Source organism: Streptomyces sp. HUAS MG91 (assembly GCF_040529335.1).
In the GTDB taxonomy this organism is placed as follows: domain Bacteria; phylum Actinomycetota; class Actinomycetes; order Streptomycetales; family Streptomycetaceae; genus Streptomyces; species Streptomyces tabacisoli.
Map to the genome: position 1 here is coordinate 6,112,044 of NZ_CP159534.1, position 16,164 is coordinate 6,128,207.

A 16,164-nucleotide genomic window follows, 5' to 3' on the forward strand; every position below is an offset into this window, starting at 1 on the left:
TGGGCGCACTCCGCTCCACCGTGCCCCTTCCCCCGCCACGCCCGGAGGCAGTCATGGCCCGTACCGGACCACCCCGCAGATTCCTCACCGCCGTGACGGCGGCGGCGCTCGCCGCCGCCGGCCTCACCGCGCTGACCGCCCCCGCCCACGCCGCCGACACCGAGCTGGCCCGCAACGGCGGCTTCGAGTCCGGCCTGGACGGCTGGACGTGCTCGGCCGGCACCGGAAAGACCGTCAGCTCGCCTACGCACAGCGGCACTTCGGCCCTCCAGGGCACCCCGACCGCGGGCGACAACGCCCAGTGCACGCAGACCGTGACGGTGAAGCCGGGCTCCACGTACGCGCTCTCCGGTTACGTCCGCGGCAGTTACGTCTACCTCGGTGCCACCGGCACCGGCACCACGGACGTCTCGACGTGGACCCAGTCGGCCGCCGACTGGCAGAAGCTGACGACGACGTTCACGACCGGCCCGTCCACCACCAAGGTCACGCTCTTCACGCACGGCTGGTACGGCACCCCCGCCTACACCGCCGACGACATCAGCCTGATCGGCCCCGGCGGCGCGGCCCCCGTCGTCCCGGCCGCCCCGACGGGCGTCACGACAAGCTCCGTCACCGCCACGTCCCTCGCCCTGTCCTGGCCCGCCGTCTCCGGCGCGACGAGCTACGCGGTCTACGTCAACGGCACCAAGTCCCGTACCGTGAACGGCACTTCGACGACCCTGACCGGCCTCACGCCCGCCACCGCGTACAGCCTCCAGGTCTCCGCGCTCAACGACGCGGGCGAGTCCTCGAAGTCGACCGCCGTCACGGCCACCACGGCCCAGGGCTCGGGCAACCCGGGCGGCGGCTCCGGCAGCCTCCCCGCGCACGCCCTCGTCGGCTACCTCCACGCGAGCTTCGCCAACGGCTCCGGCTACACCCGCATGGCCGACGTCCCCGACAGCTGGGACGTCATCGACCTCGCCTTCGGTGAACCGACCTCGGTGACCTCGGGCGACATCCGCTTCAACCGCTGCCCGGTCACCGAGTGCCCGAACGTCGAGTCGGACGCCGACTTCAAGGCCGCGATCAAGGCCAAGCAGGCGGCCGGCAAGAAGGTGCTGATCTCGATCGGCGGCCAGAACGGCCAGGTCCAGCTCACCACCACGGCGGCCCGCGACACCTTCGTCTCGTCCGTCTCGAAGATCATCGACACCTACGGGCTCGACGGCCTCGACATCGACTTCGAGGGCCACTCCCTGTCCCTCAACACCGGCGACACGGACTTCAAGAACCCGACCACGCCCGTCATCGTCAACCTGATCTCGGCGCTGAAGACCCTCAAGGCCAAGTACGGCGACAAGTTCGTCCTGACGATGGCCCCGGAGACCTTCTTCGTCCAGAACGGCTACCAGTTCTACGGCTCCGGCAAGTGGGGCGGCCAGGACCCGCGCTGCGGCGCCTACCTCCCGGTCATCTACGCGATGCGCGACGACCTGACCCTGCTGCACGTCCAGGACTACAACTCGGGCCCGATCATGGGCCTCGACAACCAGTACCACTCCATGGGCGGCGCCGACTTCCACATCGCCATGACCGACATGCTCCTGACGGGCTTCCCGGTCGCGGGCGACGCCAACAACGTCTTCCCGCCGCTCCGCCCCGACCAGGTCGCCATCGGCATGCCCGCCTCGACCAACGCGGGCAACGGTTACGTGGCCCCGGCCGAGACGAACAAGGCCCTGGACTGCCTCACGAAGAAGACCAACTGCGGCTCGTACACCACCCACGGCACCTGGCCCGCGCTGCGCGGCCTGATGACGTGGTCGGTCAACTGGGACCGCTTCAACAACTGGGAGTTCCAGAAGAACTTCGACGCGTACTTCGGCGGCTAGCCGCGCCGGGTCACCTCGGCGAGCAGCTCCGACAGGAACTCCGCCCGCCGCGGTGACTCCAGTGCGCCCAGTGCCGCGGGCAGGTCCAGCGGCACCGGGCGCACCCGCGCCGAGGTACTCCCGTCCCAGCGCCGCACGGCCACGGCCGCACGGTCTCCCGACGCCCCGCCCGGGTGCAGCAGCACGCAGGTGGGCGGGGCGTCGCCGGGATCGCGGGCCAGGGCGTGCGCGTACAGGAAGGCCTGGTACTGGTCGGCCGTGGAGATCTTCCGGGTCGCGTAGAGCTTGTACTTGACGTCCACCGGGCGCACGAAGGGGAGCGCGTCCGTGCCGCCCCGGATCAGGACGTCGGGGCGCACCTCGCTGTAGGGGCGGGCGGTCCGCTCGTTCCACAGGACGTGGGTGTGCCGGGACTGGCCCTCGACCGTGAGGCCCGTGCCCGTCGCGGCCTCGGCCAGCAGGCGGGTCGTGAACAGCTCGAACAGCTCGTTCATGTCGATCAGGAAGGCCCGTGCGGCCAGTGGCCCGGCGCCGAAGAGGTCGTCGAGGCCGCCACCGGTCAGCAGCAGCGCCGACCAGAAGTGGGCCGGGCGGTAGTGCTCGTTGTGCCGGTGGTAGCTCAGCCGTGCCAGGTCCGCGCGCACGTCGGCCGGGCGGGTCGGCGCGTACTGCGCGAAGCGGCCCGCCACCCGGCGGGCGCGCGCCCGGACCGTGAGCGACGAGGTGGTGCGGGCCGCGAGATCGGCCGCGGCCGCGCACACCCGGTTGTCCACGATGTCCGTGTCGAAGTCGTCGTAGCGGCAGGCCAGCCGGTCCAACTGACCGTAGTGACGCAACAGCTGACGGTCCGGCAGGAGCCGCCCGCGGACAGCGGGCAGCGGTTCCTCGCGGCGTACGTAGTCACGACGCACCCCGCGCGCGAGCAGTCGCTCGGCGTGCGTGGTGACCATCAGGGCCACCAGGTCCCGCAGCTGCGGCGCCCCGTCGGAGAAGGTGCGCGGCACGGCCAGGGCCTCGGGCGCGGTGCCGACTGCGTGGTGCACCATCCGCAGCACGTCCAGGCCGGCGCCCAGGTACTTGGGCTCGACGCGGATCTCGCAGCCGTCCAGGGACACGACGCCGACGTGCGGCCCCGCGCTCACCTCGATCCGGCCGCCGGTCAGCTCGCGCACCCGCAGGCGGCGCGCGAACCGCTCGTCGGCGACCGCCCGCCGGTCCGCGGCGCTGAGCCGGACCCCGCCGAACTCCCGGCTCTCGTACTCGCGCAGCACAAGCACCCGCACCGGCCTACTCCGCCTGGTCCTTGACCTGGAACTCCTCGTACAGGGCGGCGATCAGCTTCTCGTCCTCGACCTCGCGCAGCGTGTGGTGGTCGCGGTCCACCAGCTCCTCGCCGAGGAACGCCGCGAGCAGCGTGTAGTCGTCGTACGCGTACTCCTGGAGCAGCGGCAGCACCTCGCCCCGTACGATCGCGGAGAGTTCGGCCGCCGAGTCCACCGGGGTGCCGCCCGGCAGGAAATAGGCGTGGCCGATCTGCTTCTCGCGGTCGAGGCGGGTGCGGATGCGTTCGTTGAGGGCGTCCAGCATCTCGGCGAGGTGCAGCCGATCGACGTAACAGCCCTCCAGCGGCGTGGAGTCGGGGAGGAGTTCGAGGAACGCGAAGCGGCGGCGGACGGCGGCGTCGAGCATCCGGATGGAGCGGTCGGCGGTGTTCATCGTGCCGACGAGCCGGACGTTCGGCGGGACGGCGAAGCGCTCGCCGCTCAGCGGCAGGGTGACCGTGCGGCCCCGCTTGTCCCGCTCGATCAGGGTGATCAGCTCGCCCAGGATCTTGGGCAGATCGCCCCGGTTCAGCTCGTCGACGACGATCAGGTACGGGCGCTCCGGGTCCTTGGCCGCGGCCTGGCAGACCCGCTTGAAGACGCCGTCGACCCGGTCGAGCGCGAGTCCGGTGCCTCCGGCGCCGGGTACCGGCCGGAACCCCTCGACGAAGTCCTCGTAGCCGTAACCGGGATGGAAGGTGACCACGGTCAGCAGGCCCGCCTCCACCAGCGCGGAGAGCGCGGCCTCGTAACCGGGGGAGCCGGGCTCGGCGTACGGGTCGAGGCCGGGCAGCGAGCAGACCTCGCCGAGTCCGCGCACCGCGTAGTTCAGCGCCGTGTACGTCTTTCCGGTGCCGGGCGGGCCGAACAGCACGACCTGGCCGCGCCGGTCGAGGCCCTCGGCGATGCGCCGCAGCAGCGGATCCAGCGGCGGGGCGGGGACCTCGTTCGGCTGCGCGGCCGCCTCCGGGGTCTCCGTCCGCCGCAGATCCTTGATCCGCTTCCAGGTGGCGGCGGGCACGTCCTTCACCGTCACCGTGGCCCAGGATCCCTCGGGCTGGGCCAGCCGGCCCGCACAGCTGTCGTCCCACTCCACGGCGACCGTGTGCCGGTGGCCGGTGCGGTCGGGGCGCCAGGTGTAGCCCTCGTCGGTGACCCGGCCGACGGCGAGGACCTGGCTGGCGCCCGTGTTGGCGACGACGAGGTCACCGGCGCGCAGGCTCAGCAGCTTCCAGAGCTCGTTCGCCTTCGCGGTGATCTTCGACTGGAAGTTGTTGTACTCGGCGCCGAACGCCTCACGGAACGCGGCCGTGTACTCGTCCCGGTCGGCGAACTCACGCAGATCACCGATCTCGTCCCAGCCCACCGCGATGTACCCGCCCGCGCGGCACTGCTCCCACACCTCGCCGTCCCGGCCCGCGGCGATCTTGACGATCTGCCGGGTCCGGTTAGGGTCCGCCCACCAGTACAGGAACCGCACCACGAGCCGCGGCGGCCAGCCCGCGAACCGCTCGTCGGCGTCGATCACCTGCTTGAGCCTCGCCTGCAGCGCGAACCGTTCGAGACGCGGCGCGGGCCGCCCGGTCAGCCGCTGCAGGAAGTGGCGCGCCAGGTCGCCCGAGTAGACCGGGAGCGTGGACTCGGGCGCGTACACCGACAGGGTCTTCGCGATCAGTGAGGGGCCCGAGCGGACCGCGTCGATCGAGTCGATGTCGGACAGGCGCCCCTCGCGGGCCGCCGCCACCGCCTCGACGATCCCGGACCGCACCGCCTGCCACGCCGTCTCGACGTCGGGATAGCGGGGGTCGTGCCACCAGCTGCCGTCCTTGCGGCGGAAGACGAGGTGCTTCATCGCCGAGCCGCCCGCGATGCTGCCGAGCGCGTTGCTGCCGAACTCGACGAGGTAGCAGTACGGCTGGGTGGTGGCGCTGTCGCCCTGCCCGAGCGCGTAGCGCGACAGCGGCAGTGCGGGCCACTCGGCGAGCGGGAACGCCTCCCGGACGGCGGCCGCCTGTGCCTCGGCCTCGGCCAGGACCTTCTCGTGGGCGGCGCGGTCGAACGCGGCGAGCGCGTCGGCGAGCGGCCACGGCCGCAGCGCCTCGGCCTGCGCGGCGGTGACGGATTCGAGGACGCAGGTGCACACGCCGGTGACCGGGCGCCCCTGGCCGTTGAGCAGCCCCTGCTCCCGGGCGAACGCGGCGCGTCCCGCGAGGTCCCCGGTCGGTGCCGAGTCGATCAGTCGCCGCCAGATCAGCCGCTGCGGGTCGGCGGCCCGGGGCAGGGTGTGCGCGTCGGTCAGGTGCCGGCACCCCGGATCGTGGTGGATCAACTGCCCGTGCAGCGGCAGGATCACCTCGCCGGGCGACGGGGTGAGGGCGTACTCCCGGCCCTCGAAGGCCACGACCGTCCGGTCCGTCTTCCTCGGAGTCCCGGTCGCCTGCTCGTGCCCGTCCGCCATGCGCGTCCCGCCTCCGTCAACCGTCGCCGCCCGGCTGCCGACCGTACCGTGCCAGGAGCCGCCCCAGCCCGGCGATCAGCAGAACCGCCAGACACCAGCTGCCGAGCACGTCGGCCGGCCAGTGGTAGCCCTGCCGTACGAGGCCGATCCCGACGCCCGCGTTCAACACGACGCATCCGTAGGTGAGTTCACGTCTGCCGAGCAGCAGGGCGCAGATCCCGTACGCGACCGCCGCCGTCGCCGCGTGCCCCGACGGGTAGAAGCCCGTCTCCGGGGCCATCGGGGGCGGGCCGGGGCGGGCGAGGAGGGACTGGAGGGGGAGCACGAGGGCCAGCGTCAGGGTCATCGTGAGTGCGGCGGTCGCCGCCGGGAGCCAGTGGCGGGTGCGGTACGTGGCGTACGCGACGGTCGCGGCCAGGACCGGGAGCGCGACCTGGATGTTGCCGAGGTCCGCGAAGAACTCCGCCGGGCCCGACGGGATGCCACTGGTGCGGATCGCGTCGCCGAGGCGTTCGTCCGGAGCGAGCAGTGGGCCGTCCGCCGCCACCTGCCAGGTGAGGACCGCGAAGAGGAGGGCCGCGAAGGCGGCCAGAAAAGTGGCCGGGCGCCCCGGAGCAGGGGGGGTAGCTCCGAGGCGCCCGATCTGATCGGCGTGCCGCGCGCCCCGGGGGGTTTGGGGCGGGCGACCGTCCGATCGGTGAGGAGTTCCGGAGCCGGAGGCTCCGGGTGTGTGCGCGAGGGCACGACCAGGGCGGGGCTGGGGAGGCTCCGACCCGGGTTCGCCCGCAGTCCCCTGCGGGCGGGGTGTTTCTCTCATCTGCGGAAACCGTACGTCAGGGAATGGGGGCCACGACAGCCGGTTCGACAACCTGCCATGGGGCCCCCACACCTTCTTCACATGCTCCGACCGTCGCTCCGCTCAGAGCGCGGCGAGGGCGCTCTCGATGATGTCCAGGCCCTCGTTGAGCAGGTCCTGGCCGATGACCAGCGGCGGCAGGAAGCGCAGCACGTTGCCGTAGGTGCCGCAGGTGAGGACGAGCAGGCCCTCGGCGTGGCAGGCCTTGGCGAGGGCGGCGGCGGACGCGGCGTCCGGCTCCTTGGTCGCCGGGTCCTTGACCAGCTCGATGGCGATCATCGCGCCACGGCCGCGCACGTCGCCGATGACGGAGAACTTCTCCTGCATCGCCGTCAGGCGGGCCTTCATGGTCGCCTCGATCTCCTTCGCCTTCGCGTTGAGGTCGAGCTCCTTCATCGTCTCGATGGCGCCGAGCGCACCGGCGCAGGCCACCGGGTTGCCGCCGTAGGTGCCGCCGAGGCCGCCCGCGTGCGCGGCGTCCATGATCTCGGCCCTGCCGGTCACGGCGGCGAGCGGCAGGCCGCCCGCGATGCCCTTGGCGGTCGTGATCAGGTCGGGGACGATGCCCTCGTCCTCGCACGCGAACCACTGGCCGGTGCGGCAGAAGCCGGACTGGATCTCGTCCGCGACGAACACGATGCCGTTGTCGGCGGCGAACTGGCGGATCGCGGGCAGGAAGCCCTTGGCCGGCTCGATGAAGCCGCCCTCGCCGAGCACCGGCTCGATGATGATCGCGGCGACGTTCTCCGCGCCGATCTGCTTGGTGATCTGGTCGATCGCCTGGGCGGAGGCCTCGGCGCCCGCGTTCTCCTCGCCGGTCAGCCAGCGGTAGCCGTAGGCCACCGGCACCCGGTAGACCTCGGGGGCGAACGGGCCGAAGCCCTGCTTGTACGGCATGTTCTTGCTGGTCAGCGCCATCGTCAGGTTCGTACGGCCGTGGTAGCCGTGGTCGAAGACGACGACCGCCTGGCGCTTGGTCCAGGCGCGGGCGATCTTGACGGCGTTCTCGACGGCCTCGGCGCCGGAGTTGAACAGGGCCGACTTCTTGGCGTGGTCGCCCGGCGTCAGCTCCGCGAGCGCCTCGGCGACGGCCACGTAGCCCTCGTACGGCGTGACCATGAAGCAGGTGTGGGTGAAGTCCTGCAGCTGGGCGGAGGCGCGGCGGACCACGGCCTCGGCGGAGGCGCCGACCGAGGTGACGGCGATGCCGGAACCGAAGTCGATCAGGCGGTTGCCGTCGACGTCCTCGATGATGCCGCGGTCCACGCGGGCGGTGAAGACCGGCAGCGTGGAGCCCACGCCGGCCGCGACCGCGGCGAGGCGGCGCTCCTGCAGCTCCTGCGACTTCGGGCCGGGGATGGCGGTGACGACGCGGCGCTCCTGCGGGATGTCGCTCATGCGGGGCTCCTGGTTCTGAAGAGGGCGTGTCACCGGGCTCTGGTCCGGTTTCGCCGGGATGTACAGGGGGCTTTCCTCGCAGGTTAGGGGCGAAGGAAGGGGCCGGTCATGCTCCATCGGGGTGGGGTTGGCCCGGGGCGTTGTCCGCCGTGGACATATACACACAGAGGCAGGTAACGGTTGAAGGCGCGCGTAACGGGGCGCGTAACCGGTGAACTCCCCAGGTACGGGCACTACATTGAGGCCGGTTCGCCGAACGATGCGCTGAGCAGGGGGCAAGGGCCATGGACACCGAGGGTACGCAGGGCACGAGCGGCGCCGCCGCTGAGCACGGCCGTGCCGCCGTGCCGCACCCGGCCCGCCCGGTCGCACCGCCGCCGCGGCCCGCGCACGCGCCGGGCGTGCGCGACGAGGCGGCCGCCGGGTCGGAGTTCCTGACCTGGCTGCGCACCCCGCGGCCGAGCGCCGCCCCGGGCATGTGGCGGTTCGGGCACCGGCCGCGGCCGGAGGCGGCACCGGCGGTGACACCGGTCCGGCAGCTGCTGACCGGAGCGGTCATCGCCTTCCTGGTGGGCTGGCTGGTCTGGTCGCTGCTGTGGAACGGGTACCTGGGCGGCTGGTGGCTCCTCCCGCTGTACGCGATGATCCCGGAGTCCTGGGCGACCCCGCACTCGTTCATGTCCGTCGTCGTCGTGTACCTCTACTACGGGATCTTCGCCGTCGGCATCACGGTCGCCGTCGGACGCCTCGGCCGCTGGGGCGAGATCTGGCGCCGCTTCGGCTACCCGGCCTGGCGCAGGGCCGCGGAGCCGGTGCAGGCCGCCCGGCCCGTCGCCCCCGAGAAGGACCCCGTCCGGTGGCCCACCCTGCGCGAGGCCGGAGCCGCCGAGGCCGCCGACCGGCTCGGTGCCGACGCCCGCGCCGGGCTGATGCGCGACGTCGACCACGCCCGGATCGCCCGCGCCTGGCAGGGCGTGAAACGCGGCAAGCACTCCCTCGCGGCGTTCTCCGCCGCCGTCGTCAAGGACGGCGCCGCGGCCTGCCCGCACCCCTCGGGCGTCCGTGACCTGCCCGCCCGCGCGGCCCGCCACGACCTGGGCACGGCCCAGGTCAGGCTCGGCGCGGCGGCCGACGACGAGCGCAACCCGTACGCGTACCGCGGTGTCGGTCTCGGCATCGGCCCCGATCTGCTCGGCACCTCGCTGCTCGCGGTCGGCCCGCCCGGCGCCGGCAAGACCAGCGCCGTCGTGTGGCCGCTCGCCGAGTCGCTGTGCCTGGGCGCGCTCGCCGGACGCGCCGCCGTGATCGTCGTCGGCGCGGCCGGCGCAGGCCTCGGCTCGCCGGACGCCTACGACGTCGTGGTCCAGGTCGGCCAGCCCGACTCGGCCTACGACCTCGACCTGTACGGCGGCTCCACCGACCCGGACGAGGCCGCCGCCGTGCTCGCCGAGGCGCTCGTCGGCGACCTCGCCGACCCGCACCCGAGCGGCGACAGCCGCCGCTCCACCACCGTCCTGGGCCAGCTGCTCGGCCCGTACCACGCGGTGCACGACCGCTTCCCCTCCGTCCCCGAACTGCGGCAGCTGCTCGACGGGGCGCCCACCGCCCTCGGCGCGCTGCGCAAGGCGCTCACCGAGGCCGGGCACGAGGCGATGCTGCGCGAGCTCGACGCGCGGGAGCGGCAGCTGGGCCAGCCGGGCGACGTGGGCGCCGTCCTCGCCGACCGGATCGCGCTGCTCGACCGGCCCGCCTTCGCGTCGTTCTTCGACACCTCCGGGCGGACCCGGCCGTTCTCCCTGCGCGCCCTCGACCACCCCGTCCGGGTCCGCATCGACCTGCCCGAGCGCGGGCACGCCGACGCCTCCCGGATCCTGGCCCGGCTCGTGCTCGCCCAGTTCACGGCGAACGTGGCGGTGCGCGAGGACCGCTCCCTGTTCGCCTGCCTCGTCCTCGACGACGCCACCGGGGTCGTCACCCCGCAGGCCGTGCGCGCCGTGCAGCGCCTGCGCTCGGCCAACGCGGGCGCGATCCTCACCCTGCGCACCCTCGACGACGTACCGCGCGCACTGCGCTCCCCGCTGCTCGGCGCCGTCGGATGCCGGATGGCGCTGTCCGGGCTCACCCCGTGGGACGGCCAGGACTTCGCCGAGGTCTGGGGCAAGGAGTGGACCGAGACCCGCGACGTCACCGACCGGCAGATCATCGCCGAGACCCCGGCGGGCAAGGCGCTGCACGCCGTGCGCCGGGTGATCACCGGACGGGCGCCGACCGCCCGCGCGGTCACCGTCCGCAGGGTCGAGCGCGAACGCTGGTCCGCCTCCGACCTCGCGCACGCCGTCCCGCCCGGCCACGCCGTGCTCTCCCTCACCACCGTGCGCGGTGAGCACGCGCCACCGCTCCTGGTCGATCTGCGCGGCTGATCGGCGCCCCGCGGGCGGGCCCGGAGCCCGGGGGAGCCCGGGGCGGGGCCCCAGGAGTACGTACGGTGAGGCAGAATCGGCACGGGGCGTTCATACGGAGAGTCCAAAAGCTTCACAACTCCGGATGCCCGCCCGCCTGCCCTCCCCCCCACAGCACACCTGAAGGCCCCCATGCCGCCCACGCTCGCCTCGCTCGTCCACCACTCGGCGCTCAAACTCACCGTGCGCGCGGGCGAGGCGCACCTGGACACCCCCGTTCGCTGGGCACACGTGAGCGAGCTGGCCGACCCGGTGCCCTACATGGAGGGCGGGGAGCTGCTGCTCATCACCGCCCTCAAACTGGACGCCGACGACCCGGAGGCCATGCGCCGCTACGTGAAGCGGCTCGTCGGCGCGGGCGTCGTCGGGCTCGGATTCGCGGTCGGCGTCAACTACGACGCCGTGCCCGACGCGCTCGTGCGGGCCGCCCAGGACGAGGGCCTGCCGCTCCTCGAAGTACCGCCCCGTACGCCGTTCATCGCCATCAGCAAGGCGGTGTCGGCCGCCATCGCCGCCGACCAGTACCGGGCCGTCACCTCCGGCTTCGCCGCACAGCGCGAGCTGACCAAACAGGCGCTCGGCGAGGGCCCCGAGGGGCTGCTCTCCGTGCTCGCCGCCCAGGTCGACGGCTGGGCCGCCCTGTACGACGCCTCGGGCGCCGTCGTCGCCACCGCCCCGGAGTGGGCCGGGCGGCGGGCGGCCCGGCTCACCTCCGACGTCGAACGGCTCCGGGAGCGCCCCGCACCGGCCAGCGCGGTCGTCGCGGGCGGCTCCGACAACGGCACCGACCGCGTGGAACTGCACTCCATCGGCACCGGGCGCAGGCCGCGTGCGGCGCTCGCGGTCGGCACGGCCGCCGCGCTCGGCACCGCCGAGCGGTACGCGCTGCACTCCGCCATCGCGCTGCTGACGCTCACCACCGAACGCTCGCGGGCCCTGTACGCGGCCGAGCAGCGGATCGGCGCCGCGGTGCTGCGCATGCTCCTCGCCGGTGAACCCGACCACGCCCGGGCCGTCGCCGGTGATCTGTACGGGGCGCTGCTCGACGCCCCGTTCCGGATGGTGCTCGCGGAGGCCGTGGCGCCGCCGCCCACCGGGGTCGCGCCGAGCGGGGGCCGGCCGGCCGGCACCGCGCTGCTGCTCGCCGAGGCGGTCACCGGGGCGGGCGGTCCGCCCGGCGACCCCGTCCCGGTCCTCATCGACGTCGTGGAGTCCGCCGCCGCGCGCTCCGGCGAGGCCGTGCTCGTCGTGCCGGACGGGGAGCGCGTGGTGCTGCTCGTGGTCGACGGGGGAGCGGCGGCCGCGGCGTGCGGGCAGTACGCGGAGGCGCTGGAGGTGACCCGGTCCGCGGCCTCCGGCTCCTCGGGCGGCCCCGACGAGGAACTGGTCATCGGCTTCTCGGCGCCGGCCGGGCCGATCGCGGCGGCGACCGCGTTCAAGCAGGCCGAACAGGCGCTGTCGGTCGCGCGGCGGCGCGGGCGGGTGCTGGTCGAGCACGAGGACGTCGTCGCCGGGTCGGTGCTGCCGCTGCTCGGGGACGACGCGGTGCGGGCGTTCGCGGACGGGTTGCTGCGGGCGCTGCGCGATCATGACGCGACGGGGCGGGGGGATCTTGTGGCGTCGCTGCGGGCGTGGCTGTCGCGGCACGGGCAGTGGGATGCCGCTGCCGCCGATCTCGGAGTCCACCGGCACACCCTGCGCTATCGCATGCGCCGGGTGGAGGAAATCCTGGGCCGCTCGCTCGACGATCCGGATGTCCGCATGGAGCTGTGGCTGGCCCTGAAGGCGACCGGCGCCTAGTCCGTCGTTCGTCTGCGGCCCCGGTGGGGGCTTCTCGCGCAGTTCCCCGCGCCCCTAAAACCTGCCGTCACGCGCGGCTCTCGTCGTGGCTGGTCGCGCAGTTCCCCGCGCCCCTGAGATGCGCACTTCGTGCGCCATCTCATCAGAGGGGCGCGGCACCCGCCCTTCATCAGAGGCGCGCGGAGCGCAGCCTCAGGGGGAGGCTGCGCGGAGCGCATGCCTCAGGGGCGCGGGGAACTGCGCGAGAAGCGGCCACCGGCCGGCACCCGACGAACCGGCCAACAAGGCGCCCCGAACACTCCAGCCCGGCCAAACCAATCCACCCGACCCCCCACCTAACGTGGACCCCGCAACAAGCCCACGAACACGGAGAGGCCGGTAGAAGACACATGACCGCCACCCACGCCTTCTGGCTCGCCGGCCGCCAGGCCACCGGGGACGAGACGTTCGACGTCCACAACTCCTACGACGGCCGTCTCGTCGGCACCGTCGCCGTGCCCACCCAGGCCCAGGTCGAGGAGGCCGTCGCGGCGGCCCACGCCGTGGTCGACGAGTTCGCCGCGACCCCGGCGCACGTCCGCGCCAAGGCCCTGAACCACGTCGCCGACCGCCTCACCGAGCGCACCGAGGAGATCGCCCGCCTGATCTCCGCCGAGAACGGCAAGCCGATCAAGTGGGCCCGCGGCGAGGTCGGCCGCGCGGTCTCCGTGTTCCGGTTCGCCGCCGAGGAGGCCCGCCGCTGGAACGGCGGTGACGCCCAGCGCCTCGACACCGACGCCGGCGGCCAAGGCCGTCTCGCCCTGACCCGCCGCATCCCCAAGGGCGTCGTCCTCGGCATCGCGCCCTTCAACTTCCCGCTGAACCTGAGCGCCCACAAGGTCGCCCCCGCCATCGCGGTCGGCGCCCCGATCATCCTCAAGCCGGCGCCCGCGACCCCGATCTCCTCGCTGATCCTGGGTGAGCTGCTCGCGGAGACGGACCTCCCGGCCGGTTCGTGGTCCGTCCTCACCGTGCCGAACGACAGGATGCCCGCCCTGGTCCAGGACGAGCGCCTCCCCGTCATCTCCTTCACCGGCTCGGGCCCCGTCGGCTACGCGATCATGGACAGCGTCCCGCGCAAGCACTGCACGCTGGAGCTCGGCGGCAACGGCGCGGCGGTCGTCCTCGCCGACTACGCCTCCGACAAGGACCTCGACTGGGCCGCGACCCGCATCGCGACCTTCTCCAACTACCAGGGCGGCCAGTCCTGCATCTCGGTGCAGCGCGTCATCGCCGACGCCGCCGTCTACGACCGGCTGCTCCCGAAGATCGTCGCCGCCGTCGAGGCGCAGATCACCGGCGACCCGGCCGACGACGCCACCGACGTGGGCCCGCTGGTCAGCGAGGACGCCGCCAAGCGCGTGGAGTCCTGGGTGACCGAAGCCGTCGACGCCGGAGCCACCCTCCTCGCGGGCGGCAAGCGGGACGGTGCCACCTACGCGCCGACCGTCCTGGCCGACGTACCGGCCGACGTCACGATCTCCTGCGAGGAGGTCTTCGGCCCGGTCCTCACGGTGAAGAAGGTCGACGGCGAGGCCGAGGCGTTCGCCGCGGTCAACGACTCCAAGTACGGCCTCCAGGCGGGCGTGTTCACGCACGACCTCCAGACGGCCTTCCGCGCCCACCGCGCGCTCGAGGTCGGCGGCGTCGTCGTCGGCGACGTCCCCTCCTACCGCGCCGACCAGATGCCGTACGGCGGCGCCAAGCAGTCCGGCGTCGGCCGCGAGGGCGTCCGCTACGCGATGGACGACTACACCTACGAGCGCGTCCTGGTCCTGACCGGCCTCGCCCTCTAGGCCCCTGACGAACGGCGGCCCGAACCCACTGTGCGGGGGTTCGGGCCGCTGTTCCGTAGGCCCCCGTAGGCCCGAGAGGGCTGGCCGACATGCCGGTTTTCGGGTACATACGATCGGGTAGCACCGGCCGGTAACGGGACCGGGCCGGTGGACCCGACGCGGCGAGGTGAACCTCATGTCCGCAACACCCCAGCATCAGGCGAAGGTCTCCGAACGGGAGGCCCGGCAGGTCGCCGAGGCCGCACGCGAACAGGACTGGCGCAAGCCCAGTTTCGCGAAGGAGCTCTTCCTCGGCCGGTTCCGGATCGACCTCATCCACCCGCACCCCATGCCCGCCGACGAGGACGCGCAGCGCGGCGAGGAGTTTCTGGCCAAGCTCCGCGACTTCTGCGAGACGGAGATCGACTCCGCCCGCATCGAGCGCGAGGCGAGGATCCCCGACGAGACGGTCAACGGGCTCAAGGAGCTCGGCGCGCTCGGCATGAAGATCGACACGAAGTACGGCGGGCTCGGCCTCACCCAGGTGTACTACAACAAGTCGCTCGCCCTGGTCGGCTCCGCGTCCCCGGCGATCGGCGCCCTGCTCTCCGCGCACCAGTCCATCGGCGTACCGCAGCCGCTGAAGCTGTTCGGGACGCAGGAGCAGAAGGACACGTTCCTGCCGCGCTGCGCCCGCACCGACATCAGCGCGTTCCTGCTGACCGAGCCCGACGTCGGCTCCGACCCGGCCCGGCTCGCTACCACCGCCGTCCCCGACGGCGACTCCTACGTCCTCGACGGCGTGAAGCTGTGGACGACGAACGGCGTCGTCGCCGATCTGCTCGTCGTCATGGCGCGCGTCCCGAAGTCCGAGGGGCACAGGGGCGGCATCACCGCGTTCGTGGTGGAGGCCGCGTCCGAGGGCATCACGGTCGAGAACCGCAACGCCTTCATGGGCCTGCGCGGCCTGGAGAACGGCGTCACGCGCTTCGACCGGGTACGGGTGCCCGCCGCGAACCGGATCGGCCCGGAGGGCGCCGGACTGAAGATCGCGCTCACCACCCTCAACACCGGACGCCTCTCGCTGCCCGCCATGTGCGTCGGCGCCGGCAAGTGGTGCCTGAAGATCGCCCGCGAGTGGTCGGCGGCCCGCGAGCAGTGGGGCAAGCCGGTCGCGTTCCACGAGGCGGTCGGCGCGAAGATCAGCTTCATCGCGGCGACCACGTTCGCCCTGGAGGCCGTCGTCGACCTCTCCTCGCAGATGGCCGACGAGGACCGCAACGACATCCGCATCGAGGCCGCCCTCGCCAAGCTCTACGGCTCCGAGATGAGCTGTCTGATGGCGGACGAGCTGGTGCAGATCCGCGGCGGCCGCGGCTTCGAGACCGCCGAATCCCTCGCCGCCCGCGGCGAACGCGCGGTCCCCGCCGAGCAGATGCTGCGCGACCTGCGCATCAACCGCATCTTCGAGGGCTCCACCGAGATCATGCACCTGCTGATCGCGCGCGAGGCCGTCGACGCCCACCTGTCCGTCGCCGGCGACCTCATCGACCCCGACAAGTCCCTGTCCGACAAGGCGCGGGCGGGCGCGAAGGCGGGCGGCTTCTACGCCCGCTGGCTGCCCAAGCTGGTCGCGGGCCCCGGCCAGCTCCCGCGCTCGTACGGCGAATTCCACCCGGCGGGCCACCGCGACCTGTCCGGCCATCTGCGCTACGTCGAGCGCTCGGCCCGCAAGCTGGCCCGCTCCACCTTCTACGCCATGTCCCGCTGGCAGGGCCGCATGGAGACCAAGCAGGGCTTCCTCGGCCGCATCGTCGACATCGGCGCCGAACTGTTCGCGATGAGCGCGGCCTGCGTACGCGCCGAACTCCTGCGCACCACCGAGGAGTACGGCCGCGAGGCGTACCAGCTCGCCGACGTCTTCTGCGGTCAGGCCCGCATCCGCGTCGACGAACTCTTCGACCGGCTGTGGACCAACACCGACGAACTGGACCGCAAGGTCGTCAAGGGCGTGCTCGGCGGTACGTACACCTGGCTGGAGCAGGGCGTCGTCGACCCGAGCGGCGACGGGCCCTGGATCGCCGACGCGACCCCCGGGGCCAGCAAGCGGGAGAACGTGCACCGGCCCATCCGCTGACGACGGCAACTCCCCGGGCCCGGTCGGCCGGGCCCGGGAGGAG

Annotated in this window: 9 protein-coding genes; 5 read left to right on the forward strand and 4 right to left on the reverse strand. The window is 73.0% G+C overall.

The window, feature by feature from the left end:
- Positions 1 to 53: 53 nt before the first annotated feature.
- Positions 54 to 1,877, forward strand: coding sequence for a glycoside hydrolase family 18 protein (locus ABII15_RS27910; RefSeq protein ID WP_353945007.1), 1,824 nt, complete (start codon positions 54 to 56; stop codon positions 1,875 to 1,877).
- Here the strand turns inward: ABII15_RS27910 and ABII15_RS27915 are convergent.
- The 4 genes from ABII15_RS27915 to gabT form a co-directional block, all read right to left on the reverse strand.
- Positions 1,874 to 3,160, reverse strand: coding sequence for a hypothetical protein (locus ABII15_RS27915; protein WP_353945008.1), 1,287 nt, complete (start codon positions 3,158 to 3,160; stop codon positions 1,874 to 1,876). The genes ABII15_RS27910 and ABII15_RS27915 overlap by 4 nt on opposite strands.
- Before the next feature lie 4 nt (positions 3,161 to 3,164).
- Complete coding sequence (locus ABII15_RS27920; RefSeq protein WP_353945009.1) at positions 3,165 to 5,657, reverse strand: AAA family ATPase; 2,493 nt, start codon at positions 5,655 to 5,657, stop codon at positions 3,165 to 3,167.
- A gap of 16 nt (positions 5,658 to 5,673) precedes the next feature.
- On the reverse strand, positions 5,674 to 6,204 hold the full coding sequence (locus ABII15_RS27925) for a phosphatase PAP2 family protein (RefSeq protein WP_353945010.1): 531 nt from the start codon (positions 6,202 to 6,204) through the stop codon (positions 5,674 to 5,676).
- A gap of 372 nt (positions 6,205 to 6,576) precedes the next feature.
- On the reverse strand, positions 6,577 to 7,911 hold the full coding sequence (gene gabT, locus ABII15_RS27930) for a 4-aminobutyrate--2-oxoglutarate transaminase (protein WP_353945011.1): 1,335 nt from the start codon (positions 7,909 to 7,911) through the stop codon (positions 6,577 to 6,579).
- A 284-nt stretch (positions 7,912 to 8,195) separates the two neighbouring features.
- On the opposite strand from gabT, the gene ABII15_RS27935 reads away from it, so the two are divergent.
- The 4 genes from ABII15_RS27935 (at position 8,196) to ABII15_RS27950 (ending at position 16,121) form a co-directional block, all read left to right on the forward strand.
- Positions 8,196 to 10,331 (forward strand): ATP-binding protein, encoded by a 2,136-nt coding sequence (locus ABII15_RS27935; RefSeq protein WP_353945012.1) that lies wholly within the window; start codon positions 8,196 to 8,198, stop codon positions 10,329 to 10,331.
- A gap of 171 nt (positions 10,332 to 10,502) precedes the next feature.
- Positions 10,503 to 12,170, forward strand: coding sequence for a PucR family transcriptional regulator (locus tag ABII15_RS27940; RefSeq protein WP_353945013.1), 1,668 nt, complete (start codon positions 10,503 to 10,505; stop codon positions 12,168 to 12,170).
- A 389-nt stretch (positions 12,171 to 12,559) separates the two neighbouring features.
- Positions 12,560 to 14,005 (forward strand): aldehyde dehydrogenase family protein, encoded by a 1,446-nt coding sequence (locus ABII15_RS27945; protein ID WP_353945014.1) that lies wholly within the window; start codon positions 12,560 to 12,562, stop codon positions 14,003 to 14,005.
- 175 nt (positions 14,006 to 14,180) lie between these two features.
- Positions 14,181 to 16,121 (forward strand): acyl-CoA dehydrogenase family protein, encoded by a 1,941-nt coding sequence (locus tag ABII15_RS27950; protein WP_353945015.1) that lies wholly within the window; start codon positions 14,181 to 14,183, stop codon positions 16,119 to 16,121.
- Positions 16,122 to 16,164: the final 43 nt, after the last annotated feature.

Excerpts from the sequence above, each read along its gene's own strand:
- ABII15_RS27945 (WP_353945014.1), top strand. The coding sequence starts at position 12,560 with ATGACCGCCACCCACGCCTTCTGGCTCGCCGGCCGCCAGGCCACCGGG.
- ABII15_RS27920 (WP_353945009.1), bottom strand. The coding sequence starts at position 5,657 with ATGGCGGACGGGCACGAGCAGGCGACCGGGACTCCGAGGAAGACGGAC.
- ABII15_RS27910 (WP_353945007.1), top strand. The coding sequence starts at position 54 with ATGGCCCGTACCGGACCACCCCGCAGATTCCTCACCGCCGTGACGGCG.
- ABII15_RS27940 (WP_353945013.1), top strand. The coding sequence starts at position 10,503 with ATGCCGCCCACGCTCGCCTCGCTCGTCCACCACTCGGCGCTCAAACTC.
- ABII15_RS27935 (WP_353945012.1), top strand. The coding sequence starts at position 8,196 with ATGGACACCGAGGGTACGCAGGGCACGAGCGGCGCCGCCGCTGAGCAC.
- ABII15_RS27950 (WP_353945015.1), top strand. The coding sequence starts at position 14,181 with ATGTCCGCAACACCCCAGCATCAGGCGAAGGTCTCCGAACGGGAGGCC.
- gabT (WP_353945011.1), bottom strand. The coding sequence starts at position 7,911 with ATGAGCGACATCCCGCAGGAGCGCCGCGTCGTCACCGCCATCCCCGGC.